Below are 26,868 nucleotides of genomic sequence, written 5' to 3'. Positions count from 1 at the left end.
AGCCGGTGCCAGACACCGCAGCACCTGGCACCGGCTTTGCCGGTGATCGCGGGACGAGCCCGCTCCCACAGGAATTGCTCCAGCCGCGGGATAGTTGAACCAGACAACTACCCCACAGCGCAGAGCGCTTTACTTCTTCGCCGCCTGGTACAGCGGCATCACCTTCGGAATCGCCGCCTGCAGCGAAGCAATGCGGCTGGCCGAGGCCGGGTGGGTGCTCATGAACTCAGGCGGCGCGCCTTCGGAGGCCTTGCTCATCTTGTTCCACAAGGTGATCGCCGCATTCGGGTCATAACCGGCCCGTGCCGACAGTTCCAGGCCGATCAGGTCGGCCTCGTTCTCATTGGCCCGGCTGTTGGGCAGGGTCATGGAGTAGTTCACCACGGTGTCGGCCAGCGCCATGCTGTCCTGGCCAAGGCCGAAGATCGCACCGGCCCCCTGGCGCGCCATTTCGATACCGTAAGCCTTGGACATCGCCTCGCGGCCATGCTCGCGCAGGGCGTGGGCGATTTCATGACCCATGACCGCAGCCAGCTCCGCGTCGGTGAGCTTGAGCTGATCGATCAGCCCGGTGTAGACGATGATCTTGCCACCCGGGCCGCAGTTGGCGTTGAGCTCGTCGCTCTTGATCACGTTGACTTCCCACTTCCATTGCGCGGCATCCGGCCGGAACTGCGGGGCCTGGGCAATCAGGCGGTCAGCGATGACCTGCACACGCTTGGCATCGACGCTGCTCTTGTCCAGCACGCCCTTGCTCGATGCTTCGCCCAGGGTCTGCTGGTACGACTGCGCATACATCTTGTTGACCTCATCGGTCGACAGCATGCTGAACATGTACTGCTTGCGCTCGACGCCAACCGCTCCGCCGCTGGTGGTATTGACCGCCTGGCAACCACCCAGCAGAACGCTGGCGCTCAACAGGCTGATCACGAAAGACTTACGCATGAAAACACTCCCTTTCTACATGCCGCGTATCCTAGGCCCACTCGCCTGACCCTGCCAGAGCCGCAGGGAAGATTTCTCTCATCCTCCCCTCATGCTTTCCCTCGACCACGCCGATAACAAAAGAAAACGACCTCCTTGCGTGGAGCTTTCCGGTAATGAAGTTCAAGTCGATCCAGTTTTCCGTGGCGGCCCTGGCCGGTGCCATTGTATTGAGCATTGTCGCGGCGCTGGTGCTGTACGCCGTGTACTCCGGGGCCCGCACCCAGGACCTGGTACAGCAGCGCACCCAGCAGCAGTTCGAAAGCGTGATCGAACAGCGCCTTTCGGCCTTGGCCCGCACCCAGGTGAGCGAGATCCAGCGCGGCCTGGAAGCGCCGCTGCTGATCAGCCGCAGCCTGGCCACGGTCAACGCCATGCTCGGCATGCAGGACGCCGACGGCAAACCGCTGATGCAAATCGACCGCGCCTACCTGAACAACCTGCTCAAGCGCACCGTGGAGGTCAACCCGACGGTGCTCGGTGCGTATCTGGGCTGGGAATCGAACGCACTGGATCACGCCGACATCAATGGCGAACGCTACCTGCCCTGGTGGTTCCGCAACGCCGACGGCAGTCTCGGCCAGGACCGCCTGGTGGACGTCAACGACCACACCGTGCTGTCGACCGGGGTACGCGCCAGTGAGTACTACCTATGCCCGAAGGAAACCAAGAAGGCCTGCGTGATCGACCCGGCGCCCTACAAGGTTGGCGACAAGATGGTGATGCTCGCCTCGTTCGTCGAGCCGATCATGGTCAACGGCCAGTTCCAGGGCATCGCCGGGGCCGACCTGTCGGTGAACTTCATCCAGGACCTGCTCAACGCCGCCGACCGCCAGCTGTACAACGGCGCTGGCGAACTGGCACTGGTGTCGAGCAATGGTCGCCTGGTCGCCTACACCAAGGACGCCTCCAAGTTCGGCGAAAAGGCCAGCGACGTGCTGGACCCTGCCGAAGCCGCAACCCTGGCCAGCATCAGCGGCGAAGACCTGCAATATAAAGTCGACACCGCCAAGGACCGTATCGAGCTGTTCCTGCCGTTCAAGGTCGCCAGCACCGACGCGCGCTGGGTCCTGCTGCTGGAAATGCCGCTGAGCACGGTCATGGCCGACGTCAACCAACTGCAGAAAGACCTTGGCGAGCAGCGCCGCACCGACATCGCCGGCATGACCCTGGTCGGCCTGGGCATCGCCGCCCTCGGCCTGCTGGTGATCTGGCTGCTGGCCCACGGCATTGCCCGTCCGCTGAAGCAGATGGTGGCGATGCTCGACGACATCGCCCAGGGCGAAGGCGACCTCACCCGCCGCCTGCAGAGCGATCGCGCCGACGAGCTGGGCGCCATTGCCAAAGGCTTCAACACCTTCCTCGCCAAGCTGCAGGCGATGATCAGCCAGGTGGTGACCTCGGTGCAGAAAGTCAGCGACTCCTCGGAGCACACTGCCGACATCGCCATCCGCACCAACCAGGGCGTGCACAAGCAAATGGCCGAGATCGACCAGGTAGCCACCGCCGTGCAGGAAATGACCGCCACCGCCCAGGACGTGGCACGCAATGCCACCCACGCCGCCCACGCAGCCAGCAACGCCGACCAGGCTGCCAACCAGGGCATGCAGATCGTGCGCGACACCTCGCAGTCGATCAGCGTCCTGGCCAGCGAGATCGGCCGCGCAGTGACCGTGGTGCAGACCCTGGCCCGCGACAGCGAGAACATCAATGCCATCCTGGTGACCATCCGCGCCATCGCCGAACAGACCAACCTGCTGGCGCTCAACGCCGCCATCGAGGCTGCCCGCGCCGGAGAGCAAGGGCGCGGCTTCGCCGTGGTTGCCGACGAGGTGCGCAACCTGGCGCAGAAGACCCAGCAGGCGACCCAGGAAATCCAGCAGATGATCCAGCAGTTGCAGCAGGGCACCCGCGATGTGGTCAAGGTGATGGAAGACAGCCAGGGCAAGACCGACGACAGCGTGCAGCAGGCCAGCCGCGCCGCCGAAGCGCTGGAGAGCATCACCCAGGCCGTGTCGGTGATCAACGACATGAACACCCAGATCGCCAGCGCCGCCGAACAGCAGAGCGCGGTGGCCGAGGATATCAACCGCAACGTCATCAACATCGGCCAGGTGGCCGGCGAAGTGGCCGGCGGGGCCGACGAATCGAGCCAGGCCAGCGCCGAGCTGACCAAGCTGGCCGAGCAGCAGCGGCGGTTGATCAATCAGTTCAGGGTTTGATTCACCCACCGCGTCGTTTTTTTCGCGAGCCTGTGGGGCGAAAAGCTCGACACCGACCTCAAGCCGGGGTCAGACACTCCGGCCCATCGAGCTTCGGATCGTTGACCAGATGCGCCAGCGCCCGCTCGCGCAACGCCGCTGGCGGGCTGGCCAGTAGTTCATGCAGCCGCGCCAGCGGTGTGTCGGGGTCCAGCCAGGCCGCCTGCCCGGCCTCGTCGAGGATCAGCGGCCGGCGCTGGTTCATCGCCGCCTGGGTGACCACCGCACAACTGAGCCACACCTGCTCCTGTACCGGATACACCTCCCATACCGCGGCATAGAACAACGACGCGCCCTCCCCCGGCGTCACCCAGTACGGGCGCTTGCGCGCCGTGCCGCGCCACTCGTAGAAACCGTTGGCCGGCATCAGGCAACGGCGCTGGCGAAAGGCTTCGCGAAACATCGGCTGCTCGGCGAGTGTCTCGGCGCGGGCATGGGCGGGGGTACGGGACAGGTCAGTGAGCCAGGCCGGGGTCAGGCCCCAGCGCGCCCTGGCCAGTTGCAACTGACCGTCGAGTCGGCGCTGGATCAGCACCGAAGCCCCAGGCGAGATGTTCCATTGGGCCTGCTGGTCGGCGGGAAACCCGGGCAGGGCGGCAAAAGCCTGGGACCAGCGAAAGAGGGCGTAACGTCCACACATAAGACAGCAAACCTAGCAGATCAGGGTACCGGGGATACTCTCCGGCTCGTCCCCGGCAAGGGGCTGGGCGGCATTGTACTCATCGATCAGCTGCCGTGCGTACCCGGCCTGCTCATCGGCCACCGCCAGGGCCAGCAGGCCCTGCATCGGCAGATCGCCCATGGCACCGACCAGATCGCCGCCGATCAGGTGCACCTCGACGCCTTCGCTGGCCAACATGCCTACCAGCATCTGCGCCTCCATCAGGCTTTCCGGTTCGTAGATCCGACGCATCAGGCATCGTCCTCGCGGCGCACTTCGAGCATCCATTCGTCACCATGCACCTGCAGGATGAACACGATGGGCTGGCAGCACACCTGGCAGTCCTCGGTATAGAGCTGGTCGCCAGCGGAAATATCGACCGTGGTCTCCACACGCTCACCGCAATAAGGGCAGTCATAAAAGTCGATTTCGAGCATCGGGGGCCTGCGCAGTGACTTATGCGTATAATTGCCGGTCTGTTTACGGGGTCCGTGTGTGTCCGAGCCGTTTTTTCGGCCCCGCCCCTACTTTATTACTCTAGCCGTTTCCAACAAGAGAGCATGATGGGCGAATTCGATGCCATCCGACCTTACGACGACGCTGAAGTGCCTGCCGTTCTGGCGCGCCTGCTCAGCGACCCGGCATTCCTCGATATCCTCACCCACTTCCGCTTCCCGCGTATCGCAGGTGCCTTCGGCTGGCTGCTCAAGCCGCTGATCGCCCGGCGCCTGCGCAAGGAGTTCGCTGGCGTGACCAGCGTCTCGACCCTGCAGGACAAGGTCGAATACTACGTCGACCGCACCATCGACCGTGCCACCGACGGGGTCACCTACACCGGCGTCGAGCAGCTCAAGTCGGGCAGTGCCTACCTGTTCCTGGCCAATCACCGCGACATCGTCATGGACCCGGCGTTCGTCAACTATGCGGTCTATCACGCTGGCCTGCCGACGCCACGTATCGCCATCGGCGACAACCTGCTGCAAAAGCCGTTCGTCAGCGACATGATGCGCCTGAACAAGAGCTTCATCGTGCACCGCTCGATCAGCGGTCGTCGCGAGAAGCTTGCGGCATACCAGTTGCTGTCGGCCTACATCAACCACTCGATCCGCAGCGACGGCGCCTCGATCTGGATCGCCCAGGCCGAAGGCCGCGCCAAGGATGGTGACGATCGCACCGATTCGGCGATCCTCAAGATGTTCCACATGAGCCGCAAGGACGAGCCGTTCGGCGCCGTGATCCAGAGCCTGAACCTGATCCCGGTGTCGATCAGCTACGAATACGACCCGTGCGACCAGGCCAAGGCCCGCGAGCTGTACATCCGCGCCACCACCGGCACCTACAAGAAAGTGCCTGGCGAAGACGACAACAGCATCGCCCAGGGCATCACCGGCTACAAAGGCCGGGTGCACATCAACTTCGCACCGCCAGTGACCGAGTACCACGAGGACACCAAGCAACTGGCCCAGGCCATCGACCGGCAGATTCTCGGCGGCTACCGGCTGTTCCCGGTGCACTACCTGGCCTACGCGATGTGGGACGGGCAGGACGCGGCGCTGGAAGTACCCGCTGCAGAGAAGGTGTTTGCGGCCGAGGAACTGGCACGGGCCAAGGAGGAGTGGCAGCGCCGCCTGGAAGCCTGCCCTGCGGAGCACCGGCCGTATCTGGTGCAGCAGTATGCGACGCCAGTGCGCAACCAGTATCAGGTGAAGGTGCAGGCCGAGGCGGTCTGAGCCTGGTGCAAGCGCCGGTTCGTAGGGGGACCGGCGATTGCACAGCTGATGTTCGCTACACGACGGTGAGATCGAAATCAGCTTCCAGAGCATCCGAACCACTGCCAGGGTTCAGCCGCAGTACCCCTTTAAGACGTCGGTTATCGACAAACTCGCTGATCTGCAGTGTTCCTGAGTGGACGGGAACATTTTCGCCAAGCCCCACAACACCGACCGTGGTCACATGCGCCTGACCAGCAGACAGGCTGGTGGTGCCCGGCGCAAACACATTGGCGTTGGTCCACTTGAACACCAGCTTGAGTGGTTTGCCACCGGGCCGCGGCTGCACGGCGGAGAATGACTTCTGGTCAAACTTCAGTTCGCCGGTCATCTCATATGGCGTCCCCTTGACGGTCAGAACGACCTTTCCGGTCGCCTTGGCCTTCTTCAGGACGTCCGCATCAAACGCTTCGCTTGAACGCGACATGTTGCCTCCTTGAGATGGTTGACACGCCGATCCAACGTACGTGCACGCATCACAAGCGACAACTGGCAGAATTGACAGGTAGGCAGTTCAGATCCAGGTACTGAACCACGACAGCAACAACGCCATCGCCAGGCACGAGAAGCCCAGGATGTAGTAGTAGCGCGGTACACGCAGGTCGAACGCATCGACCAGCCCTTCCTCGCCAGCCAGGCTTTCACGCGCATCGCTCTGGCGACGCCGCGCACTGTGCAGCAGCAGGCCGCCCGGGCAGGTGATGAACAGCGCCAGGACATTGATCAGCTTGGCGGGATGGGCGGCCAGGAACCCCCAGAGGACTTGCAGGGACATCGCGCAACCTCGTAACGACGATAAGCAAAGCCCGGCATTCTACCCAAGCCTGACTCACCCTCTCGTTTTTTGCGACCAAGTGTCACTAAATTTCATCTGTCACACGCTCGTCATCCAGACAGGCCACCCTGTCGGCCTTTGCAGACCGGAGCTTGTCATGCTGCACGCCGAAAACCAGGACCGTCTCTACCTCGTCTCGCAGAGCGACGAGCAGCAGGCGCTGATCGACGGGTTCGCGATCAATGTCCACGACCAGCGCTGGCTGGTGTATTGCGCCCTGGGCGGACACGCGCACCAGGACCTGCCGGAAGTGGATCAAGACACCGGGCTGAGTGTGCTGGACTTTGGAATCGAGGCGGCTTGACCTGCCCGCTCGTGCGATTGGTGGGAGCGGGCTTGCCCGCGAAATAGACATCGCGGTGCCTGGCACCGGCGAAGCCGGTGTTCGCGGGCAAGCCCGCTCCTACAGAGAAGTGACCCCAGGTGCCGCATCAACCAGGGTTTGAGCGAGCCTCAGCCCTGGTCCAGCCAAAGAAAAACCCGCTGCCTGTCACCAGGCAGCGGGTTTTGTTCATTCAGGCCGCGTGCTTATTCAGCCAGGACCTGACCGATGGTCGGATCCTTGAACAGCCGGGTCAGCGCATCGCTGAGTACGTCGCTGACCAGCTTGGTGTTGGTTTCCTGGTTCGGCGCCATGCCGAAACGCTGGTCGAGAGAAGCGCCATAGCGGCCGCTGTAGCGACGGTTGGCGTTGGACACGTCGGCACGGAAGGTGGCACCGATGGTGGCCTCGGTCACGTACATCTTGTCCTTGGGCGACTGGTACTTCAGCTCGGCCAGGGTCACGGTCAGCTGTGGCGCGCTGCCGGCACCCGAGGTGGGGGTGAAGCCGAGCAGGCGTACTGCCGCTTCGGCCTGGGCCTGCAGCTTGGGCACCACGTCATTGCCGTTGACGGTAATGGTGCTGGTCTCCGGGTACATGCCACCCCGTGTGCCCAGCGACTGCGAAGCACGGCCGTCGACCACCCGCACGACCACCGGCTGGCCACGACCCACCGGATTGAGCTGAGCGGTGAGCTTGGGTTGCGGGCTGAGTTGCTGCGGGCTGTGTGCACAGCCGACCAGGCTCAGGGTGGCCACCGCCATCAAACCGAACAACAGACGTTGCAGCATGCGCATTTCTCCAGAAAAAGCGGCAAAGGCCCACAGTATACCCAGCCTGGAGCAAGCCAGTCATCGGCCCGCAGCTGCTGTCACAATGGTTTCATGGCCACGGCGCTATCCTTGCCCCAGCCCGATCAAACAGGACTCGCCGCCATGGCCTCCCTCTGGACTCTGCTCTTCAAACGCCCGCGCCACACCACCTACGCCCGTCTCGACAGCGACGGCAAATGCCTGGCCTTCAAGCAGTGCCACCAGGCACCCAGCGGCAGTGGCTGGGTCCAGGTCAGCGAAGCGCACCTGGGCTGGCTGGGCCATCCGCTGCCCAACAGTGCCCGGATTTGCGTACCTGCAAGCCGCCGTTGGCAGCAACGCATCCTCCCTGCCTGACAAACGCTGCAATAAAAACCCAAGAAGAACGACCTTTCTGCCCGCGACCTCGTTATAATCTCCCCCCGATTATAAGGACGTCTCCTGATCGGGCCCCGCACTCGCCGCTTGACCCCGGCACCTTCACCGCTTCGCCCACAGAGAGCCTTCCACTCAGGTCTTGCATTGGCTGTCGTGCCTGCTGTCTCTGGCCGTCTGCTGCGCATGAACCTGCGGGTTGCCACCGCGCAGTCCACTTTTGAGGTTCACGACTCCAAAAGAGCGTGAAAAAACGGTTTTTCACAACTTCACGAGAGTGTGGCGAGCAAATGAACAGTCTGGCATGTGCAAAAGCGGCAGATACGTCTCGAACAGCCCTGAACAGACGGCAAAAGCGCTCATCCTGGATGGGAGCCTGAGGCCGGTCCATAACGCACGACGGAACACTTGACCATAAGTCGAATTGCCGCACCCGTGGCAAATGGCGTTCAATTATCGAACACCCAAGACTGATTGGCGGTGTCCGCGGAAGTTGCAAGAACTGCGAAGAGTCGGACATGGCGATCCTGGCCAACCCAGGGGTCCTATGCTGTCAATTAGGTGCTGTAGATTGTGGAGACGCGTTAATGGCGCAGAACGAATCGGTTGATGTGGTACTGGTAGGCGCGGGCATCATGAGTGCCACCCTGGCCGTACTGCTCAAGGAGCTGGACCCTGCGATCAAGCTGGAAGTCGTCGAGGCGATGGACTCCGGGGCCGCGGAAAGCTCCAACCCCTGGAACAACGCCGGGACCGGCCACGCCGGCCTGTGCGAGCTGAACTATACGCCCCAGGCCGCCGATGGCAGCATCGACATCAAGAAGGCCGTGCACATCAATACCCAGTTCGAGGTGTCCCGCCAGTTCTGGGCCTACCTGAGCAGAAAAGGCGGCTTCGGCTCGGCGCGCGACTTCATCAATCCCGTGCCGCACCTGAGCTATGTCGAAGGTGACAAGGGTGTGCAATTCCTCAAGAAGCGCTTCGAGCTGCTCAAGCAGCACCACGCGTTCTCCGAGATGGAATACACCGAAGACAAGGCGCTGATGAACGAATGGATGCCCCTGATGATGCCTGGTCGCCCGGCCGACCAGCACATCGCGGCCACCCGCGTGCTCAAGGGCACCGACGTCAACTTCGGCGCCCTGACCAACAAGCTGCTCAAGCTGCTGGGCGACAGCCCCAATGCCCAGGTCAAGTACAGCAAGAAGGTCACCGGCCTGCGCCGTAAAGGCGACGGCTGGACCGTGAGCATCAAGGACGTCAACAGCGGCAACAGCCGTGAAGTCGACGCCCGCTTCGTCTTCCTCGGCGCTGGTGGCGCGGCGCTGCCGCTGCTGCAAGCGTCGGGCATCCCGGAAAGCAAGGGGTTCGGCGGTTTCCCGGTGAGCGGCCAGTGGCTGCGCTGCGACAATCCGGAAATCGTCAAGCAGCACCAGGCCAAGGTCTACAGCCAGGCCGCGGTCGGTGCCCCGCCAATGTCGGTGCCACACCTCGACACCCGCGTGGTCGACGGCAAGAAATCCCTGCTGTTCGGCCCTTACGCCGGCTTCACCACCAAGTTCCTCAAGCATGGCTCGTTCATGGACCTGCCGCTGTCGGTGCGCATGGGCAACATCGGCCCGATGCTGGCGGTAGCCCGCGACAACATGGACCTGACCAAGTACCTGGTCAGCGAAGTGATGCAGTCGATGGAGCAGCGCCTGGAATCGCTTCGCCGCTTCTACCCCGAAGCCAAAGCCGAGGACTGGCGCCTGGAAGTGGCCGGCCAGCGCGTGCAGATCATCAAGAAGGATCCGAAGAAAGGCGGCATCCTGCAGTTCGGCACCGAGCTGGTCTCGGCCGCCGATGGCAGCCTGGCTGCGCTGCTTGGCGCCTCGCCGGGCGCCTCGGTGACGGTCTCGATCATGCTCGAACTGATCGAGCGCTGCTTCCCCGAGCAAGCGAAGGGCGCCTGGGCTGCCAAGCTCAAGGAAATCTTCCCGGCTCGCGAGAAGGCCCTGGCCACCGATGCCGCGCTGTACCACAAGATCAGCGCCGACAACGACGTGGCCCTAAACCTGGCGCAAAACAGCCCGGCCAAGCACTACGCCTGAAATGGCTGAAACGAAAAAACGCCCCGAGGGGCGTTTTTTTGTGCCTGCAATCCCTGCCCGCGAAAAGGGCAGACTGGAGGATCAGCCGCGGGCGTTGGCGATGACCTCGATGTACTCCGGCGCATTGCGCTGGTCGGCGATCGTTTCGGCGAAGGTCTTGCCGTGCTCGTCCTTGCCATCGACGTCGTATCCGGCCTCGACGAAGAAGCCAACGAAACGCTCGAAGTCGTCGATGCGCAGGCCACGATAGGCCTTGATCAGCTTGTGGTGCGACGGCGAGGTCAGGCCATCGGCCGGCTCGAACTGAAGGAACGTCTTGATGTAGTCGTCGCTGATCTCGTCACCGATAACCTGCTTCTTGTCTTTACGCATTGCCGACTCCAACTGGGCCATCACGGGCATTTCAAAGGCGGGCAGTGTACCGCTGGCAGCCCGTGCGCCTCAACGCGTACGTACGGTTCCGGTGTGCAGGTCGGCCCAGACGTGGCCGTTGGCGTAACTGAGGAACTGTACGTACAGCGTCTCGTTGCGCAGCAGGTCCATGATCACCCGGTAATCGGCCTGTGGATAATTCAGCGTAAGGGTGCGGGACTTGTCATCGTAGGTCGGCCGCTTGAGGCTCTTGCCGCCCTCGCCGTCGAAGGTGACCAGCACCTGCCCGATAGTTGCCCCCTTGCTCAAGGGCTTGCCCTTCAGGCGCAAGGTCAGGGACGAGGTGATGGGAATCGGCTGCTGGTTGGACTGACGCTGGGCACCGACCACCACCGAGTAGTCGGTGACCTGCAGCAGTTGTTGCGACTCGGGTTCTTCCTGGCGCAGCGAGAGGTCATCAGGCGGAAGGAACTGGCTGTGCAAGGGGGCTGCCGACAGCGGCAGGCTCAGCGCCAGCAGAAGGGGAAAGATCGCACGCATGAGAGGCTCCTTGGCAGAGGGGAGCACTCTAGCACGCCTGATCGACCGCTACTGTCAGCGCGCGCTCAATCGAACTGCGCGCGCATCCAGGCCTGGTACTGCGCCACCCCGTCCTCGCCCTCGCGCGGTGCCCAGTAGGCATGCTCGCCCTCGCCCACCGGGCGGTAGGGGCCGGATTTGCACTCGAACAGGATGCTGTCATCTTCGAGCACCACCAACCCGTGATAGGTGCCGGGCGCCAGGTCGACCCCCAGGCAATCACCGCCGGCTTCGAGCACACGCTTGTCGCACACCGCGCCCTGCTCATCGAAGATCAGCAGCCCCAGACGCCCCTTGAGCACCACCAGCGCCTCGGCCTTGTCATCCTTCAGATGACGGTGTGGCGGAATGTAGGTGTTCGTCTGCAAGCCGACTGCCATGCGATGGCAAGGCTCTTCCATCTCATGGAAATTGTGGTGCTGGCGACCACGCGGGTTGCTGGCAGCCTTGGCGGCCAGCCCGTCGAACAACGTCTTGTCGATGAAGGCAGGCTGGCGCATGGCTCACATGCCCTTTACGGCGAAGATGCCATTGGCGTTGCGCCAGTAGCCCTTGTAGTCCATGCCATAACCGAAGATATAGCGATCGACGCACGGCAGGCCGACGTAGTTGGCCTTCAAGTCCGGGCTGGCCTTGCGGTCGTGGTCCTTGTCGATCAGCACCGCGGTGTACACCGAACGCGCGCCGGCATGCTTGCAGAAGTCGATGATGGCGCTGAGGGTGTGGCCTTCGTCGAGGATGTCATCGACGATCAGCACATCGCGATCGATGAACGAGATCTCCGGCTTGGCCTTCCAGAACAGCTCACCGCCGCTGGTCTGGTTGCGGTAGCGGGTCGCGTGCAGGTACGAGGCCTCCAGCGGGAACTGCAGGTGGGTCAGCAGCTTGCCGGCGAAGATCAGGCCGCCGTTCATCACGCAGAAGACTACCGGGTTCTTGTCGTGCAGGTCCTTGCAGATCTGCTCGCCGACCTGGGCGATGGCCGCTTCGACCTGGGCTTCGTTGTACAGGCAATCGGCCTCGCTCATCACTTGGCGGATATGCTCGAGATCGGCGGACATGGCGCTCTCCAGGAGGTGCATTTTGGAAAAGCGGGCAAAGGTACGCATCCGCTCGTCCCAGATCAAGCATTTATGGACTAACGTGCTCAATGACTGCACGACAGCAAGGACTGAATAGATTAACCTAGCGCGGTTTTTTTGCCCGCCCCCCGGAGCCTTCCCCTATGCCTACTCGTGAGATCCGCCATCCGCTGATCCGCCACAAGCTCGGCCTGATGCGCCGTGCCGATATCAGCACCAAGAATTTTCGCGAACTCGCCCAGGAAGTCGGTGCGCTCCTGACCTACGAAGCCACCAAAGACCTGCCGCTGGAAACCTACGAGATCGACGGCTGGTGCGGCAAGGTCCAGGTCGAGAAGATCGCCGGCAAGAAGATCACCGTGGTCCCGATCCTGCGTGCCGGTATCGGCATGCTCGACGGCGTGCTCAGCCTGGTCCCGGGCGCCAAGGTCAGTGCCGTGGGCGTAGCCCGCAACGAGGAAACCCTCGAAGCGCACACCTATCTTGAAAAACTCGCCCCCGACATCAATCAGCGCCTGGCGCTGATCATCGACCCGATGCTGGCTACCGGCGGTTCGATGGTCGCCACCATCGAGCTGCTGAAGAAAGCCGGCTGCAAGGAAATCCGCGCGATGGTCCTGGTCGCGGCGCCCGAAGGCATCGAGGTGGTCGAGAAAGCCCATCCGGACGTGCAGATCTACACCGCGTCCATCGACGAGCGCCTGAACGAGCATGGCTATATCGTGCCGGGCCTGGGCGATGCCGGCGACAAGATCTTCGGCACCAAGCAGAAGGACGCCTGAACATGCAGGACGGCTTCAACGACCCGCTGTGGCGCCAGGTCGTCTCGGGCGCGCAGATGCTCTTCGTGGCATTCGGCGCGCTGGTGCTCATGCCGCTGATCACGGGCCTGGATCCTAACGTGGCACTGTTCACCGCGGGCCTCGGCACCTTGCTGTTCCAGCTGGTCACGGGCCGTCAGGTGCCTGTATTCCTGGCCTCGAGCTTCGCCTTCATCACCCCGATCATCCTCGCCAAGGGCCAGTTCGGCCTGGCCGCGACCATGGGCGGCGTGATGGCCGCAGGCTTCGTCTATACCTTCATGGGCCTGATGGTGAAGATCAAGGGCACCGGTTTCATCGACCGCATGCTGCCACCTGTGGTCATCGGTCCGGTGATCATTTCCATCGGCCTGGCCATGGCGCCGATTGCCGCGAACATGGCCATGGGCAAGGGTGGCGACGGCGCCGCGCTGATGCCGTACAAGACCGCCATGCTGATCTCCATGCCGGCGTTGCTGACCACCTTGATCGTCGCCGTGTTCGGCAAGGGTATCTTCCGCCTGGTGCCGATCATTGCTGGCGTGCTGGTGGGCTTTGCTCTGTCGTTCGCCTTCGGCGTGGTCGACACCGCGAAAATCGCCGCAGCCCCCTGGCTGGAACTGCCCAACTTCACCGCGCCGGAGTTCAACTGGCAGGCGATCCTGTTCATCGTTCCGGTGGCCCTGGCGCCGGCGATCGAGCACATCGGCGGGGTGATCGCGGTCGGCAGCGTGACCGGTCGCGACTACCTGAAAAAGCCCGGCCTGCACCGCACCCTGTTCGGTGACGGCCTGGCCACCACCGCTGCAGGCCTGTTCGGCGGCCCGCCCAACACCACCTACGCCGAAGTCACTGGCGCGGTGATGCTGACCAAGAACTACAATCCGAAGATCATGACCTGGGCTGCAGTGTTCGCGATCACCCTGGCGTTCATCGGCAAGTTCGGCGCGCTGCTGCAGAGCATTCCGGTGCCGGTGATGGGCGGCATTCTCTGCCTGCTGTTCGGCTCGATCGCGGCAGTGGGCATGAACACCATGATCCGCCACAAGATCGACCTCGCCGAGGCACGCAACCTGGTGATCGTTTCGGTGACCCTGGTGTTCGGTATCGGTGGTGTGCTGATCGGCAGCGGCGACGGCCCGGACGACTGGGGCCTCAAGGGCATCGCCCTGTGCGCCGTGGTCGCCATTGCCCTGAACCTGATCCTGCCGGGCAACGATGGTTGGAAGAACAAGAAGCTGGATGACCAGTTGCCTTGACCAGGCGTTGAACCGAGCCGACTTCTTCGCAGGGTTACCCGCGAAGAAGTCGTCACCGACTCAAGCCCTCTCGCACATCCCCGCCAATACCTGCGCCCACTGCGGGTGATCGTTCAGGCACGGCACCAGCACCAGCTCCTCGCCGCCGGCCTCGATGAACTGCTCCTTGCCGCGATCGCCGATCTCCTCCAGCGTCTCGATGCAATCGGCAACGAACGCCGGGCACATCACCAGCAGCTTCTTCACTCCCGCCTTGGCCAACTCGTCCAGACGCGTCTCGGTGTAGGGTTCGATCCATTTGGCTCGCCCCAGCCGCGACTGGAACGAGGCTGACCATTTGCCCTCGGGAATTCCTGCCGCCTTGGCGAACGCAGCAGCACTGGCCAGACACTGCGAGCGGTAGCAAACCTTGCGCACCTGGGCACAGGCAGTCTCGCAGCAATTCGGGCTCTGGAAACAGTGCGAACCGGTCGGATCGAGTTTCTTGAGATGGCGCTCCGGCAGGCCATGGAAGCTCAGCAGCAGATGATCGTAGTCCTGTTCCAGGTAAGGACGGGCACTGGTGACCAACGCATCGATGTACTCAGGTTCATCGTAGAACGGCTGCAACACGCGCATTTCGACAGGCAGGTCGCGCTCGGCGACTGTCTGGCGAGCCAGCTCCACCACCGTAGTCACGGTGCTGTCGGCGAACTGCGGATACAGCGGTGCCAGGGTCACCTTGCGCACACCCTGCGCGGCAAGGCGCTCGAGTACTTCTGGTAGCGCCGGTTGACCATAGCGCATGGCGATTTCCACCGGCCCATGCGGCCAATGCGGGGTGATGGCCGCCTGCAGGCGCCGAGTCAGCACCACCAGCGGCGAACCCTCGTCCCACCAGATCGACGCATAGGCGTGGGCGGACTGCTCCGGGCGCTTGATCAGGATCAGCGACACCAGCAAGCGCCGCACCGGCCAGGGCAGGTCGATCACATACGGGTCCATGAGGAACTGGTTGAGGTAGCGGCGCACATCGGCGACCGAGGTGGATGCCGGTGAACCCAGGTTGACCAGCAGCAGGGCATGATCGGTCATGCAGCGTCCTATGTCAGAGGCGGTCGGACAGGTCGTCCAACGCCGATTGCAGATCGTTGAAGCGGAACGTGAAACCTTCAGCCAGCAGGCGCACCGGGCGCGCACGCTGGCCCCCCAGCAGCAGGGTCGACAACTCGCCCAGGCCAGCCTTGAGCACCAGCGCAGGCACCGGCAGCAACGCCGGGCGATGCAATGCACGTCCCAGACGCCTGGCGAACTCACGGTTGCGTACCGGCTCTGGCGCGCAGGCATTATAGGGACCGCTGGCGTCGTTTTGCTGCAAGAGAAAATCAATGAGGCGGATCTGGTCCTCTATATGGATCCAGGGCATCCATTGCCGACCATCGCCGATCGGCCCGCCAAGCCCCAGCTTGAAGGGCAGGCGCAGACGCGAAAGAAAGCCCCCGTCGCTGGCCAGTACCAACCCGGTACGCACCAGCACCACGCGCATGCCGAGCGTATGCGCACGTTGCGCAGTCTCTTCCCAGGCGATGCACAGCTGGCTGGCGAAGTCCTCTTTCACCGGCTGCGAGGCCTCGGTCAACTCCCGCTCGCCACCATCGCCATACCAACCCACGGCCGAGCCGGAAATCAGCACCCCGGGACGCTGCTCGCGGCGCTCCAGCCAGCCCAGCAACTGCTCGGTGAGGGTGACACGACTGGCCCACAACAGCTGCCGGCGCGCGGCCGTCCAGGGTCGGTCGGCGATGGGCGCGCCGGCCAGGTTGACCACCGCGTCCAGCGGATCGTCCGCCTCCAGCTCCTCCAGCCGAGCGATACCGCGCACGCCGCTGCCGCAACGCTTGGGCACCTGGGCAGGCTCGCGGCTCCACACCGTCAGGCGATGGCCCTGGCTGAGCCAGAGCTGGCACAGGTGCCGGCCGATCAATCCAGTACCGCCCGTCAGCAATATATGCATGGCTGTGTCCTCGCAAGCTGCGGCCATGGTCTATTTTTAAGATCAAGGCACTTTTTAAACCGATAGCTCTCGGATAAACATAGGCCAACCTGTCCTATCGAGCGGAATAACCTTATACAAAACTTCTGCATTGTACAGGTTTGTCTGACAGCGTAGTCTGCTTAAAGCAAGGTTCGAAGAGGCCATCATGACAGTACCTATAGCCATCATCGGTGCCGGTATCGCCGGCCTGTCCGCCGCCCAGGCCCTGCAGAAGGCCGGACAGAACGTCCACTTGTTCGACAAGGGCCACGGCAGTGGCGGGCGCATGGCCAGCAAGCGCAGCGATGCCGGCGCGCTCGACCTGGGCGCCCAGTATTTCACCGCCCGCGACCGACGCTTCGTCGAGCAGGTCCAGCAATGGGTCGCCGCCGGCTGGGCCGCGCAGTGGAAGCCTCAGCTCTACAACTACCGCGACGGTGAACTGACCCCCTCCCCCGACGAACAGACCCGCTGGGTCGGCGTGCCACGCATGAGCGCCATCACCCGCGGCCTGCTCAAGGATGTCACGGTCAACTTCGGGTGCCGTATCACCGAGGTCTTCCGCGGCAAGCAGTACTGGCATCTGCAGGACACCGAAGGCTGCAGCCACGGGCCGTTCAGCCAGGTGGTGATCGCCGTGCCAGCCCCCCAGGCCACTCCCCTGCTGGCGGCCACACCCAAGCTCGCAGCGGTCGCCGCCGGCGTGCAGATGGAACCCACCTGGGCCATCGCCCTGGGCTTCCAGACACCGCTCGATACCCCGATGCAAGGCTGCTTCGTGCAGGACAATCCGCTCGACTGGCTGGCACGCAACCGCAGCAAACCCGGCCGCGACGAACACCTCGACACTTGGGTGCTGCACGCCACCTCCAGCTGGAGTCGCCAGCACCTGGACCTGCCCCGAGAAGAAGTGATCGAGCAGCTGTGGGGCGAGTTTGCCGAACTGGTCGGCTGCGTGGTGCCAGCACCGACCTTCGCCCTCGCCCACCGCTGGCTCTATGCCCGCCCCGTCGGCAACCATGAATGGGGCACCCTCGCCGACGCCGACCAGGGCCTGTACGCCTGCGGCGACTGGTGCCTGTCCGGACGCGTGGAGGGTGCCTGGCTCAGCGGCCAGGAGGCGGCGCGTCGCTTGCTCGAGCACCTCGAGTAAAGTTGTACAAAAAATTTGTCTTGCATAAGTTTTTCGATGTGCTGGAATAGACCTGTACAAAATTCTCGGATTGTACAGGTCTACGGAGGCCACGATGAACGCTCCCCACTCGACAGGCAAACCCCGCATCGCCATCAGCGCCTGCCTGGCCGGGCAGGATGTGCGCTACAACGGCGGGCACAAAGCCTCGGACCTGTGCCAGTCACTCGATGAGCATTTCGACTGGCTGCCGCTGTGTCCGGAAGTTGCCATTGGCCTGGGCACTCCTCGCGACGCCATTCGATTGGTCGGCGATCCCCAGGCCCCGGAAGTGATCAACCCGCGCAATCCCGGTACCGACCTCGCCCCTCCCCTGCGTGCCTACGGCCAGCAGATGGCCGAAGCACTCGACGATATCTGCGGCTATGTGTTCATGCAGAAGTCACCCTCCTGCGGGCTGGAGCGGGTCAAGGTCTACCAGGACAATGGCCGCCCCTCACTGCTGGGCGGGCGCGGCGCCTATGCCCAGGCGTTCTGCGAGCGCCGCCCGGACCTGCCGGTGGAAGAAGAAGGCCGCCTGCACGACCCAGTGCTGCGCGAGAACTTCATCAGCCGCGTCTACGCCTATGCCGACTGGCAGCACCTGCTGACACAAGGCTTGAGCCGGGGCGCCTTGATCCGCTTCCACTCACGCTACAAATACCTGCTGATGGCGCACAACCCGCAGGCCTACCGCGAACTCGGGCGCCTGCTGGGCAGCATGAGCCGCGACGACGACCCGCTGCAGATAGGCCCGCGCTACTTCAGCCAACTCATGCAGGCTCTGCGCCGCTGCGCCAGCCGCGGCACCCACAGCAACGTCCTGCAGCACCTGTGCGGCTATCTGCGCGATGCCCTGGACAGCAGCGACAAAGCCGAACTGCAGCGCCTGATCAGCCAGTACCAGCAGGGCAGCGTGCCGCTGGTGGTCCCGCTGACCCTGCTCAAGCACCATCTGCGCGTTCACCCCGACCCTTACCTGATGCAGCAGGCTTACCTGCAACCGCACCCGGAAAACCTGGGCCTGCGCAATGCACTCTGAAGACAGCCTGCCGATCGGCGAACTGGCCCGGCGCACCGGGGTCAACCCGGTCACCCTACGGGCCTGGGAGCGACGCTACGGCCTGCTGGTGCCGGAGCGCACGCCCAAGGGCCATCGCCTGTACAGCACACAGCATGTCGAGAAGGTGCAGGCGATCCTGCAGTGGCTGGAACGCGGCGCCTCGGTGAGCCAGGTGCGTGACCTGCTTGAAAACCGCAGCGAAGCCTCGCCAAGGCTGGAGGGTGACTGGCAAGCGCGCTGCCAGCAACTGGTCGAGGCCATTGCCAATCTCGCCCAACGCTCGCTGGACCAGCAACTCAACCAGGCCATGGCGCTTTATCCCGCCTCGACTCTGTGCGAGCAACTGCTGCTGCCGCTGCTCGAGCGCCTGGAGCAACGCTGGCGCAAGCACTTCGACGCCAGCCTCGAGCAGGCCTTCTTCCACACCTGGCTGCGCAGCAAGCTGGGCGCGCGGGTCTACCACGACAACCATTCGCTCGAGGGGCCGCCGGTACTGCTGGCCACGACCCTTGACGCCCCCTTCGATGCTCAACTGTGGCTCGCCGCCTGGCTGCTCAGCAGCAGCGGTTTTGCCGTGGAGGTGCTCGAACAACCGGTCGGCGGCAAGCAACTGCTGCACGCGATCGCCCAACTCGCCCCGCGCGCCCTGGTGCTGCACCTGGGGCCGCGCATCGACCTCCAAGCACTGGCCCCCCTGCGGGATGTAACGCTGACGAAACTCCTCGGGGGCGCCAGTGTCTTCATCCATGAGGAGCGACTGCGCGGCCTGGAACTTCCGGCGCTGCTGCTCTTCGAGACACCGCAGGGGGCATTGCGCCTGCTTCAGCAATCACGCTGAACCCGACTGTCAGAGACCCTGAGATGCAATTGATCTGGCTGCGCAGCGATCTGCGCATCAACGACAACACCGCCCTCGCCGCCGCCACCGCACAGGGGCCGACCATTGCCCTGTGGATCGCCAGCCCCGGGCAATGGCAGGCGCATGACGATGCGCCGAGCAAGGTTGACTTCTGGCTGCGCAACCTGCGCGACCTGCGCCACGCCCTCGAACGCCTGAACATCCCGTTGCTGATCCGCCATACCGACACCTGGCAACAGGTGCCCGAAACCGTGCTCAAGGTTTGCCGCACGCACAAGGTGCAGACCGTGCACTGGAACGACGAGTACGGCGTCAACGAAAGCCAGCGTGACCGGCGGACCCAATCCTTGCTGGAGCGCTCCGGCGTGACCGCCCGCACACACCTAGATCAGTTGTTCTTCCATCCCGGCACCCTGCTGACCAAGGCGGGCCACTATTTCCAGGTCTTCGGCCAGTTTCGCAAGACCTGCCTGGAACATTTGCATCGCAGCCTGCCAACCCTTGCCCAGCCCGTGAAACCACAGGCTTCCCTAGGCATCGCCAGCGACCCGATCCCCCGGCACATAGAAGGCTTCGACACGCCCGAGCAGAGCCTGCGCGAGCACTGGCCTGCCGGTGAAGACGAAGCCCAGGGCAGGCTGTCGCGCTTCGTCGACGAAACCATCGACGACTACCAGACCCTGCGTGACCTGCCGGCCAGGCCCGGCACCAGCCAGCTCTCGCCCTACCTTGCCGCCGGTGTGATCTCGCCGCGCCAATGCCTGCACGCCGCACTGTCGAGCAACCGTGGCGAATTCGACAGCGGCAGCCAAGGTGTACGCACCTGGATCGACGAGCTGCTCTGGCGCGAGTTCTACAAGCACATCCTGGTGGGCTATCCACAGGTCTCGCGCCACCGCCCCTTCCGCGCCCCCACCGAGGCTCTGCCCTGGCGTGACGCGCCCGACGATCTCCAGGCGTGGGAACAAGGCCGTACCGGCTTCCCGTTGATCGACGCGGCCATGCGCCAGCTGCTGCATACCGGCTGGATGCACAATAGGCTGCGCATGGTCGTCGCCATGTTCCTGAGCAAGAACCTGCTCATCGACTGGCGCAAGGGCGAGCGGCATTTCATGCGACACCTGATCGACGGCGACCTGGCGGCAAACAACGGCGGCTGGCAGTGGAGCGCCTCCACCGGCACCGATTCGGTGCCCTATTTCCGGATCTTCAACCCGGTGACCCAGTCGCAGCGTTTCGACCCCCAAGGACGCTTCATACGCCATTGGCTACCGGAACTCACTCATCTGGATGACAAATACATTCATTTGCCTGTGAAATCTTCCGGACTATTTGATACAAGTGGCTACATCAGCCCGATCGTCGATCTGGACAGCAGCCGCCATCGGGCACTGGCAGCATTCAAGGCGCTACCCGCCTCCATCAACTGAAGGGCATAGCATTGAGTAGTACGCGAAGGTTCTGGGTAACAGGGGCCAGCAATGGAGTAGGCCTCGCCTTGGTCGAACGATTGCTCGAAGAGGGCCATCGGGTCGCGGCCAGCGGCATGGATTGCCAGGAGCTCGATACCTTGGCCGAGCTGCACGAGGCACGCCTGCTGCGCCTGCCAGCGCACCTGAACGAGCTGGTCGGGGCGCAGTCTGCGGCCGAGCAGTTGCAGTCGCACTGGGGGGCACTGGACGTCTTGATCGTCAATGCCGGCACGTGCGATTACCTAGCAAACGATCTACCTGCCAACGCGGTAATGGAAGAGATCGTCAGCAGCAACCGGCGCGCCAGCGAGCATGTCCTGGCCAGCGCACTGTCGTTATTGGCCAGAGGCCACAGGCCACAGGTGATGGCACTGTTCAGCCGCTATTCGACGCTGCAACTGTTTGCGCCAGCGCAGACCCCGGCGGGCCACAACAGCCTGCCCCAGTGGTTCCGTGAGCAACGCAAGGTCCTCGACGATCTGGCGGTACAGCTTACGGTGGTCGCGCCACAGTCGCTCAAGGCACCGGTCAGCAACAGCATGGCGATACCTGAATCCTGGACGGCGCAGAGCGCAGCAGATGAGTTGGCGCGCAGGCTCAAGCACCCACAGGCCGAGTTGGTGCTCGAAGTGCTGGACCCGACGTTGCTGTGGCCACTGCCCTGGGAAGCCTGAGGTAAACACGGGGCGCTGCACGCCCCGGTGATCCGGGTCAGAGCGCCATTCGATAATGCAGCGAATAGCTCTCGACCCCATCATTGGGCTGCTTGATCCCGGCGTTGGAGTAGTGGATCGCGCGAACCCCGATCTCGTGCCCACCGGCAAAGCGCAGGCCAAAACCGATGCGGTCCTCGAACTGGAACGACGAGCCCAGGTCATTGCTTTCCAGCTTGGTCCGTGAGAATGCCGCCACACCGATCCCCGCTTCGATGTAGGGCTTGACTGAGTCCCCGGCGAACTCGTACACGAACACGGGGGCGAACGACAGGCTGTGATTGCTTGCCCGCTCATCGCCATCCCAGTAGGTGTAGGCACCGTCCCAGTACCCGGTGATTCGGCCTACGCTGGTCTGCCACCAACTGGCATCCCAGTTCGACTGCAACCCCAGTCGATAGACCATGGTACTGTCGCCAGTCTGCCCCACCGACAACGAAACATCAGCCGCCTGTGCCGACACCGCCTGCCCCAATGCCAACGCGGCAACCGCCGCCATTCCAAGCAAATGCCTCATGAGCTCGTCCTTCTTCCTGGTGTTGTTATCAAGTGTCCGCCTGTGAACCAGGCAAAATGATAGAAATCGACATTAGGACGATAGTTCAGCTTGTGTGCGGGAGATTTCAGCTATTTTTTACAGGTCGAACGCGCTGACCTGTTCTACAGACCCGTACCACAGCACCGGCAGGATTTCGCGAAGGTGCTGCGGCGCAGCGCTACTGTAGAAGGCCGCCTCGCGTGAAGGCCCCTCGGCAAGCAGGTCGCGGGCGCTCAACAAGCGCTGCAACTGGCGCGCCACCGCAGCGCCCGTGTCGATGATAGCCACATCCGAGGGCACCATTTCGGCCAACAGCGGGCGCAGGAAGGGGTAGTGAGTGCATCCGAGGATCAGCGTGTCGCAGCCCGCCGCCAGCAGCGGCTGCACGTACCCCTGCAGCATTGCACGCAGCTTCGGGCTGCCCAGATCGCCTGTCTCGATCAACTCCACCAGCCCCGGGCACGGCTGGGTCACGACCTGTACATCGCTGGCGAATCGGTCGAGCAACGCGGCAAATTTTGCGCTCTGCAAGGTGCCGGTGGTGGCCAGGACGCCGACCACGCCGGAGCGTGTCGCCGCGGCGGCCGGCTTGACCGCAGGTTCCATGCCCACCAACGGCCAATCGGGGTAGCGTTCGCGCAAGTCGGCCACGGCCGCCACGGTCGCGGTATTGCACGCCAGGACCATGGCCTTGGCACCGCGAGCATGGAAGAACTCGGCGATGCGCCGGCAGCGCTCACGGATGTAGTCGGGGGATTTCTCGCCATAGGGTACGTGACCGCAATCGGCCACGTAGAGCAGTGACTCGTTGGGCAGCAAGCGGCGAATCTCGGCGAGCACCGACAAGCCACCGACCCCCGAATCCATCACGCCCACCGGCGCCGAGCGATCAGCCATGGCGATCGCCACACACCGTGCAGGCCGGATCACGCTTGACCCGCAGCTCACGCATGCGCGTGCCGAGGGCATCGATCAGCAGCAGGCGGCCCACCAGGGGCTCGCCGAACCCGGCCAGCAGCTTCAGCGCTTCCAACGCCTGCAAGCTGCCGACCAGCCCTACCAGAGGACCGATCACGCCGGCTTCGCTGCAGGTCAGCTCGGCCTCGCTGCCATGGCCATAGAGGCAGTGATAGCAAGGGCTGTAGTCGCGGCGGGGGTCGAACACCGACAACTGCCCTTCCAGGCGAATCGCCGCGCCGCTCACCAACGGCTTGCCGGCCGCCACGCACGCGGCGTTGACCGACTCACGGGTGGCGAAATTGTCGGAGCAGTCCAGCACCAGGTCCACCGCCGCCACCGCCGCAGCCAAGGAGTCGTCGTCCAGGGCATGGCGATGGGCGACCAGCGTGACTTCCGGGTTGATCGCCTGCAGGCGCTGCAGCGCCGAATCGACCTTGCTCATGCCGACGCTGCCGCTGTCATGGAGGACCTGGCGTTGCAGGTTGGTCAGGTCGACCGTGTCGAAGTCGGCCAGGTGCAATTCACCCACGCCGGCAGCCGCCAGGTAGAGCGCGACCGGCGACCCCAGGCCACCAAGCCCGACCACCAGGGCCTTGCTCTGCTTGAGCCGCAACTGGCCGTCGATGTCGACCTGCGATAGCAGGATCTGCCGACTATAGCGCAACAGCTCCTGGTCGCTCAGCATGGCAGGCGCCCCAGGGAAATACGTTCGTGGCCGCCCAGGTCGCGGCGGCTGTCCACGTCGATGAAACCGCTGCCAACCAGCAGGTCGCGCACGGCGGCCGCCTGGTCGTAGCCATGCTCGAGCAGCAACCAGCCGCCGGGCAACAGGTGCTGCGGCGCCTGGGCGATGATCAGGCGCAGATCGTCAAGGCCATCGGGGCCGGCCACCAGCGCACTGCTGGGCTCGAAACGCACATCGCCCTCGCTCAGGTGTGGATCTTCGGCGGCAATGTAGGGCGGGTTGCTGAGGATCAGGTCGAAGCGCTCGTCGGCCAGGGCGTCGAACCAGTGACTGCTGCGCACCTGGACATTCGCCAGGTGCAGACGCTCGCGGTTGCGCTCGGCCAGAGCCACGGCCTCGTCGATGCGATCGACCGCCGTCACCTGCCAGGCCGGGCACTCGCTCGCCAGGGCCAGGGCGATGGCGCCGCTGCCGGTGCCAAGATCCAGCACCCGGGCGGGTTTGGCAGGCACCCGTTCGAGCGCGACCTCCACCAGCAGCTCGGTGTCCGGCCGAGGGATCAGGGTGTGCGGCGCGACTTCAAGGTCGAGCTTCCAGAAGCCCTGCTGACCGAGAATGTACGCCACCGGCTCACCTGCACGACGGCGCTCGAGAAAAGCCGCGAACGTCTGCGCCGCCTCACTGCTGACGATGCGCTCGGGCCAGGTGTGCAGGTAGCTGCGCGACTTGCCCAAGGCAGCGGACAACAACAACTCCGCGTCCAGGCGCTCGGTCGGCGAATCGGGCAATTGCGCGTTGCGCAGCAGGCTGGCGATGATGGTCATCAGTCCCCCAGGGCGGCCAGTTGATCGGCCTGGTATTCGGCCAGCAAGGGTTCGATCACGGCATCGACGCCACCGGCGAGCACATCGTCGAGGGAGTAGAGCGTCAGGTTGATGCGATGGTCGGTCACCCGACCCTGCGGGTAGTTGTAGGTGCGGATGCGCTCGGAGCGGTCGCCCGACCCCACCAGCAGCTTGCGCTCGTTGGCAATCGCATTCTGCGCGGCGCTGGTCTGCATGTCGTTGAGCTTGGCCGACAGCCAGGACATGGCGCGGGCGCGGTTCTTGTGCTGGGAACGCTCTTCCTGGCACTCGACGACGATACCGGTCGGCAAGTGGGTGATGCGGATCGCCGAATCGGTCTTGTTCACGTGCTGACCACCGGCACCGGAGGCGCGGTAGGTGTCTATGCGCAGGTCGGCCGGGTTGATCTCGATCGCGGCCTGCTCGTCAGGCTCGGCCAGCACCGCCACGGTGCAGGCGGACGTGTGGATGCGACCCTGCGATTCGGTTTCCGGCACCCGCTGCACGCGGTGCGCACCAGACTCGAACTTGAGCTTGCCGTATACGCTGTCGCCCTCGACGCGGGCGATGATTTCCTTGTAGCCGCCGTGCTCACCCTCGTTTTCGGAGAGAATCTCGAGGCGCCAGCCACGCTTCTCGGCGTAGCGCGAGTACATGCGGAACAAATCGCCGGAAAAGATCGCAGCCTCGTCGCCGCCGGTGCCGGCGCGGATTTCGAGGAACACGTTGCGCCCGTCGTTGGGGTCCTTGGGCAGCAGCATGCGCTGCAGCTGCGACTCCAGGACGACGAGTTGCTCCTTGGCGTCGCGCACTTCCTCCACGGCCATCTCACGCAGGTCCGGGTCGCTGTCCTTGAGCAGCGCCTGGGCGCCCTCCAGATCCTCCTGGACCTTGCACCACTCCTTGTAGGCGACGAACACCGGCTCGACTTCGGCATATTCACGGGAATAGGCGCGGAAACGGGTCTGGTCGGAAATGACTTCGGCATCACCCAGCAGGGCGGTGAGTTCTTCGAAGCGGTCCTGGAGGATGTCCAGTTTTTTCAGCAGCGACGCTTTCATTGCGTGGGTTTGTCCGTCAAGCCCTCGTGGAGGGCAAAGAGTTCCTGGGCCATGGCCAGCGCATCGACGCGGCCTTCGGCAGAGAGCTTTTTCAGTTGCACGCTGGGCGCGTGCAACAGCTTGTTGGTCAAGCCGCGGGCCAGTTGGGCGAGTACTTCTTCGGGGTTGCCGCCGTTGGCCAGCAGGCGCTGGGCTTTTTGCAGTTCCTCATCGCGTAGCCGCTCGCTTTGCTGACGGTAGGCCTTGAGCACGTCCACCGCAGCCAGCTCGCGCAGGCGCGCCATGAAATCCTCGGCACCGAGATTGACCAGCTCTTCGGCGGCCTGGGCTGCACCCTGGCGGCTCTTGAGGTTTTCGGCGACGACCTCGTGCAGATCGTCGACAGTATAAAGGTAGACGTCGTCCAGCTCGCCCACCTGCGGCTCGATGTCCCGCGGCACAGCGATGTCGACCATGAAGATCGGCTTGTGCCGGCGCTGCTTCAGCGCGCTCTCGACCGCACCCTTGCCAAGAATGGGCAGCTGGCTGGCGGTGGAACTGATGACGATATCGCTGTTGGCCAGCTCCTGGGGGATGTCCGCCAGCAGCACGGCATGGGCACCGAACTGCTCGGCGAGGATGCTGGCTCGCTCAAGCGTGCGGTTGGCGACGACAATCCGCTTGACCCCCTGCTCGTGCAGGTGGCGGGCGACCAGGGTGATGGTTTCACCGGCACCGATCAGCAAGGCCTGGCTGCGGCCCAGGTCGGCGAAGATCTGCTTGGCCAGGCTGACCGCGGCAAAGGCGACCGAAACCGGGTTCTCACCGATGGCGGTGTCGGTGCGCACCTGCTTGGCGGCACTGAAGGTGGCCTGGAACAGGCGCCCGAGCAGCGGACCGATGGTGCCGGCCTCGCGGGCCACTGCGTAGGCCGACTTCATCTGACCGAGGATCTGCGGCTCGCCCAACACCAGCGAGTCGAGCCCGGAGGCGACACGCATCATGTGCTTGACCGCATCGTGCTCTTCGTGAACGTAGGCGCTGGCACGCAGTTCGTCGAGGCTCAGGCGATGGTAGGCGGCCAGCCATTGCAGCACGGCGTCGGCGCTGAGCTGGTCCTGCTCTATATAAAGCTCACTGCGGTTGCAGGTCGACAGGATCGCCGCCTCGCGGCTGGCGGTCAGTCGGCAGAGCTGCTGCAGGGCATCGACCAGTTGCTCGGGCGTAAACGCCACGCGCTCGCGTACGTCTACCGAGGCAGTCTTGTGGTTGATACCGAGGGCGAGAAAGGCCATGCAAGGTCG

At 63.9% G+C, this 26,868-nt stretch carries 31 protein-coding genes; 12 read left to right on the top strand and 19 right to left on the bottom strand.

From position 1 onward, the window contains the following. Window positions 1-129: 129 nt before the first annotated feature. Entirely contained in the window at window positions 130-945 is an 816-nt protein-coding gene (locus HU748_RS22690) for a M48 family metallopeptidase (RefSeq protein ID WP_186711794.1), read from the bottom strand. Window positions 946-1,100: 155 nt separating this feature from the next. On the opposite strand from HU748_RS22690, the gene HU748_RS22685 reads away from it, so the two are divergent. Further along, the gene (locus HU748_RS22685) at window positions 1,101-3,206 is read left to right on the top strand and encodes a methyl-accepting chemotaxis protein (RefSeq protein ID WP_186722010.1); all 2,106 of its coding nucleotides are present in this window, start codon (window positions 1,101-1,103) and stop codon (window positions 3,204-3,206) included. 58 nt (window positions 3,207-3,264) lie between these two features. Here HU748_RS22685 and HU748_RS22680 read toward each other — a convergent pair whose 3' ends face one another. From HU748_RS22680 to HU748_RS22670, 3 genes are read right to left on the bottom strand one after another with little or no spacing between them, the layout of a single operon-like run. Then, window positions 3,265-3,885, bottom strand: coding sequence for an SOS response-associated peptidase (locus tag HU748_RS22680; protein WP_186667670.1), 621 nt, complete (start codon window positions 3,883-3,885; stop codon window positions 3,265-3,267). A 12-nt stretch (window positions 3,886-3,897) separates the two neighbouring features. Continuing rightward, complete coding sequence (locus HU748_RS22675; RefSeq protein ID WP_186667669.1) at window positions 3,898-4,158, bottom strand: DUF2007 domain-containing protein; 261 nt, start codon at window positions 4,156-4,158, stop codon at window positions 3,898-3,900. Next, entirely contained in the window at window positions 4,158-4,343 is a 186-nt protein-coding gene (locus HU748_RS22670) for a CPXCG motif-containing cysteine-rich protein (protein WP_186667668.1), read from the bottom strand. Before HU748_RS22670 ends, HU748_RS22675 begins: the two co-directional genes overlap by 1 nt. Window positions 4,344-4,469: 126 nt before the next feature. Between HU748_RS22670 and HU748_RS22665 the strand changes: the two genes are divergently transcribed. Further along, on the top strand, window positions 4,470-5,636 hold the full coding sequence (locus HU748_RS22665) for a 1-acyl-sn-glycerol-3-phosphate acyltransferase (RefSeq protein WP_186667985.1): 1,167 nt from the start codon (window positions 4,470-4,472) through the stop codon (window positions 5,634-5,636). 55 nt (window positions 5,637-5,691) lie between these two features. Here HU748_RS22665 and HU748_RS22660 read toward each other — a convergent pair whose 3' ends face one another. Together HU748_RS22660 and HU748_RS22655 are read right to left on the bottom strand one after the other, a co-directional pair. Beyond that, a complete protein-coding gene (locus HU748_RS22660; protein ID WP_186667667.1) occupies window positions 5,692-6,102 on the bottom strand; it encodes a hypothetical protein in 411 nt (136 codons plus the stop codon). An 87-nt stretch (window positions 6,103-6,189) separates the two neighbouring features. Beyond that, window positions 6,190-6,450 (bottom strand): hypothetical protein, encoded by a 261-nt coding sequence (locus HU748_RS22655; RefSeq protein ID WP_186667666.1) that lies wholly within the window; start codon window positions 6,448-6,450, stop codon window positions 6,190-6,192. 157 nt (window positions 6,451-6,607) lie between these two features. Here HU748_RS22655 and HU748_RS22650 point away from each other — a divergent pair, with 157 nt between their 5' ends. Then, a complete protein-coding gene (locus HU748_RS22650; protein WP_054894589.1) occupies window positions 6,608-6,814 on the top strand; it encodes a hypothetical protein in 207 nt (68 codons plus the stop codon). 224 nt (window positions 6,815-7,038) lie between these two features. Here the strand turns inward: HU748_RS22650 and HU748_RS22645 are convergent, their stop codons facing one another. Beyond that, complete coding sequence (locus HU748_RS22645) at window positions 7,039-7,623, bottom strand: YajG family lipoprotein (RefSeq protein WP_054894590.1); 585 nt, start codon at window positions 7,621-7,623, stop codon at window positions 7,039-7,041. A gap of 144 nt (window positions 7,624-7,767) precedes the next feature. On the opposite strand from HU748_RS22645, the gene HU748_RS22640 reads away from it, so the two are divergent. Then, complete coding sequence (locus HU748_RS22640) at window positions 7,768-8,001, top strand: hypothetical protein (RefSeq protein WP_186722008.1); 234 nt, start codon at window positions 7,768-7,770, stop codon at window positions 7,999-8,001. A 605-nt stretch (window positions 8,002-8,606) separates the two neighbouring features. Continuing rightward, window positions 8,607-10,112 carry a malate dehydrogenase (quinone) gene (mqo, locus tag HU748_RS22635; RefSeq protein ID WP_186722006.1) on the top strand — a complete coding sequence of 502 codons (1,506 nt, stop codon included), beginning with the start codon at window positions 8,607-8,609 and terminating at the stop codon, window positions 10,110-10,112. An 81-nt stretch (window positions 10,113-10,193) separates the two neighbouring features. Here the strand turns inward: mqo and HU748_RS22630 are convergent, their stop codons facing one another. The 4 genes from HU748_RS22630 to HU748_RS22615 form a co-directional block, all read right to left on the bottom strand. Beyond that, a complete protein-coding gene (locus tag HU748_RS22630) occupies window positions 10,194-10,484 on the bottom strand; it encodes a PA4642 family protein (protein WP_186667662.1) in 291 nt (96 codons plus the stop codon). Window positions 10,485-10,553: 69 nt separating this feature from the next. Then, window positions 10,554-11,024 carry a hypothetical protein gene (locus HU748_RS22625; protein WP_186667661.1) on the bottom strand — a complete coding sequence of 157 codons (471 nt, stop codon included), beginning with the start codon at window positions 11,022-11,024 and terminating at the stop codon, window positions 10,554-10,556. Window positions 11,025-11,089: 65 nt separating this feature from the next. After that, window positions 11,090-11,563, bottom strand: coding sequence for a WbuC family cupin fold metalloprotein (locus tag HU748_RS22620; protein ID WP_186667660.1), 474 nt, complete (start codon window positions 11,561-11,563; stop codon window positions 11,090-11,092). 3 nt (window positions 11,564-11,566) lie between these two features. Beyond that, the gene (locus tag HU748_RS22615; protein WP_186667659.1) at window positions 11,567-12,124 is read right to left on the bottom strand and encodes a hypoxanthine-guanine phosphoribosyltransferase; all 558 of its coding nucleotides are present in this window, start codon (window positions 12,122-12,124) and stop codon (window positions 11,567-11,569) included. 164 nt (window positions 12,125-12,288) lie between these two features. Between HU748_RS22615 and upp the strand changes: the two genes are divergently transcribed. Together upp and HU748_RS22605 are read left to right on the top strand one after the other, a co-directional pair. Next, on the top strand, window positions 12,289-12,927 hold the full coding sequence (upp, locus tag HU748_RS22610) for a uracil phosphoribosyltransferase (protein WP_186667658.1): 639 nt from the start codon (window positions 12,289-12,291) through the stop codon (window positions 12,925-12,927). 2 nt (window positions 12,928-12,929) lie between these two features. Continuing rightward, on the top strand, window positions 12,930-14,204 hold the full coding sequence (locus tag HU748_RS22605) for a uracil-xanthine permease family protein (protein ID WP_186711208.1): 1,275 nt from the start codon (window positions 12,930-12,932) through the stop codon (window positions 14,202-14,204). A gap of 60 nt (window positions 14,205-14,264) precedes the next feature. On the opposite strand, the gene hemH is transcribed toward HU748_RS22605, so the two are convergent. After that, window positions 14,265-15,278 carry a ferrochelatase gene (gene hemH, locus HU748_RS22600; RefSeq protein WP_186722004.1) on the bottom strand — a complete coding sequence of 338 codons (1,014 nt, stop codon included), beginning with the start codon at window positions 15,276-15,278 and terminating at the stop codon, window positions 14,265-14,267. A gap of 13 nt (window positions 15,279-15,291) precedes the next feature. Next, window positions 15,292-16,197, bottom strand: coding sequence for a TIGR01777 family oxidoreductase (locus HU748_RS22595; protein WP_186667655.1), 906 nt, complete (start codon window positions 16,195-16,197; stop codon window positions 15,292-15,294). 187 nt (window positions 16,198-16,384) lie between these two features. Between HU748_RS22595 and HU748_RS22590 the strand changes: the two genes are divergently transcribed. The 5 genes from HU748_RS22590 to HU748_RS22570 all read left to right on the top strand — a co-directional run bounded on the left by HU748_RS22590 (window position 16,385) and on the right by HU748_RS22570 (window position 21,457). After that, window positions 16,385-17,371 carry an NAD(P)/FAD-dependent oxidoreductase gene (locus HU748_RS22590; protein ID WP_186667654.1) on the top strand — a complete coding sequence of 329 codons (987 nt, stop codon included), beginning with the start codon at window positions 16,385-16,387 and terminating at the stop codon, window positions 17,369-17,371. 94 nt (window positions 17,372-17,465) lie between these two features. Next, window positions 17,466-18,431 carry a DUF523 and DUF1722 domain-containing protein gene (locus tag HU748_RS22585; RefSeq protein ID WP_186667653.1) on the top strand — a complete coding sequence of 322 codons (966 nt, stop codon included), beginning with the start codon at window positions 17,466-17,468 and terminating at the stop codon, window positions 18,429-18,431. Beyond that, complete coding sequence (locus tag HU748_RS22580) at window positions 18,421-19,290, top strand: MerR family transcriptional regulator (RefSeq protein WP_186722002.1); 870 nt, start codon at window positions 18,421-18,423, stop codon at window positions 19,288-19,290. The genes HU748_RS22585 and HU748_RS22580 overlap by 11 nt, the downstream gene beginning before the upstream one ends. A gap of 23 nt (window positions 19,291-19,313) precedes the next feature. Beyond that, window positions 19,314-20,741 carry a deoxyribodipyrimidine photo-lyase gene (phrB, locus tag HU748_RS22575; RefSeq protein WP_186711210.1) on the top strand — a complete coding sequence of 476 codons (1,428 nt, stop codon included), beginning with the start codon at window positions 19,314-19,316 and terminating at the stop codon, window positions 20,739-20,741. Between the two features lie 11 nt (window positions 20,742-20,752). Continuing rightward, window positions 20,753-21,457 (top strand): SDR family NAD(P)-dependent oxidoreductase, encoded by a 705-nt coding sequence (locus HU748_RS22570; RefSeq protein ID WP_186722000.1) that lies wholly within the window; start codon window positions 20,753-20,755, stop codon window positions 21,455-21,457. Between the two features lie 37 nt (window positions 21,458-21,494). Here the strand turns inward: HU748_RS22570 and HU748_RS22565 are convergent, their stop codons facing one another. The 6 genes from HU748_RS22565 to hemA form a co-directional block, all read right to left on the bottom strand. Beyond that, the gene (locus HU748_RS22565; RefSeq protein WP_186667649.1) at window positions 21,495-22,013 is read right to left on the bottom strand and encodes an acyloxyacyl hydrolase; all 519 of its coding nucleotides are present in this window, start codon (window positions 22,011-22,013) and stop codon (window positions 21,495-21,497) included. Between the two features lie 117 nt (window positions 22,014-22,130). Continuing rightward, window positions 22,131-22,931, bottom strand: a complete 801-nt coding sequence (gene murI / locus HU748_RS22560; RefSeq protein ID WP_186667648.1) for a glutamate racemase — start codon at window positions 22,929-22,931, stop codon at window positions 22,131-22,133. Next, window positions 22,924-23,679, bottom strand: coding sequence for a molybdopterin-synthase adenylyltransferase MoeB (locus HU748_RS22555; protein WP_186667647.1), 756 nt, complete (start codon window positions 23,677-23,679; stop codon window positions 22,924-22,926). The genes murI and HU748_RS22555 overlap by 8 nt, the downstream gene beginning before the upstream one ends. Beyond that, window positions 23,673-24,503: a peptide chain release factor N(5)-glutamine methyltransferase gene (gene prmC / locus HU748_RS22550; RefSeq protein WP_186667646.1), complete on the bottom strand. Its 831-nt coding sequence runs from the start codon at window positions 24,501-24,503 to the stop codon at window positions 23,673-23,675. Before prmC ends, HU748_RS22555 begins: the two co-directional genes overlap by 7 nt. Then, window positions 24,503-25,585 carry a peptide chain release factor 1 gene (prfA, locus tag HU748_RS22545; RefSeq protein ID WP_186721998.1) on the bottom strand — a complete coding sequence of 361 codons (1,083 nt, stop codon included), beginning with the start codon at window positions 25,583-25,585 and terminating at the stop codon, window positions 24,503-24,505. Before prfA ends, prmC begins: the two co-directional genes overlap by 1 nt. Next, window positions 25,582-26,859 carry a glutamyl-tRNA reductase gene (gene hemA / locus HU748_RS22540; protein WP_186721994.1) on the bottom strand — a complete coding sequence of 426 codons (1,278 nt, stop codon included), beginning with the start codon at window positions 26,857-26,859 and terminating at the stop codon, window positions 25,582-25,584. Before hemA ends, prfA begins: the two co-directional genes overlap by 4 nt. Window positions 26,860-26,868: the final 9 nt, after the last annotated feature.

The sequence above is a fragment of the Pseudomonas sp. RW3S2 genome (assembly GCF_014268955.1).
Classification (GTDB): domain Bacteria; phylum Pseudomonadota; class Gammaproteobacteria; order Pseudomonadales; family Pseudomonadaceae; genus Aquipseudomonas; species Aquipseudomonas wayambapalatensis.
The sequence above is the reverse complement of the archived record's forward strand: the minus strand, read 5'-3'. Positions and strand labels throughout refer to the sequence as shown.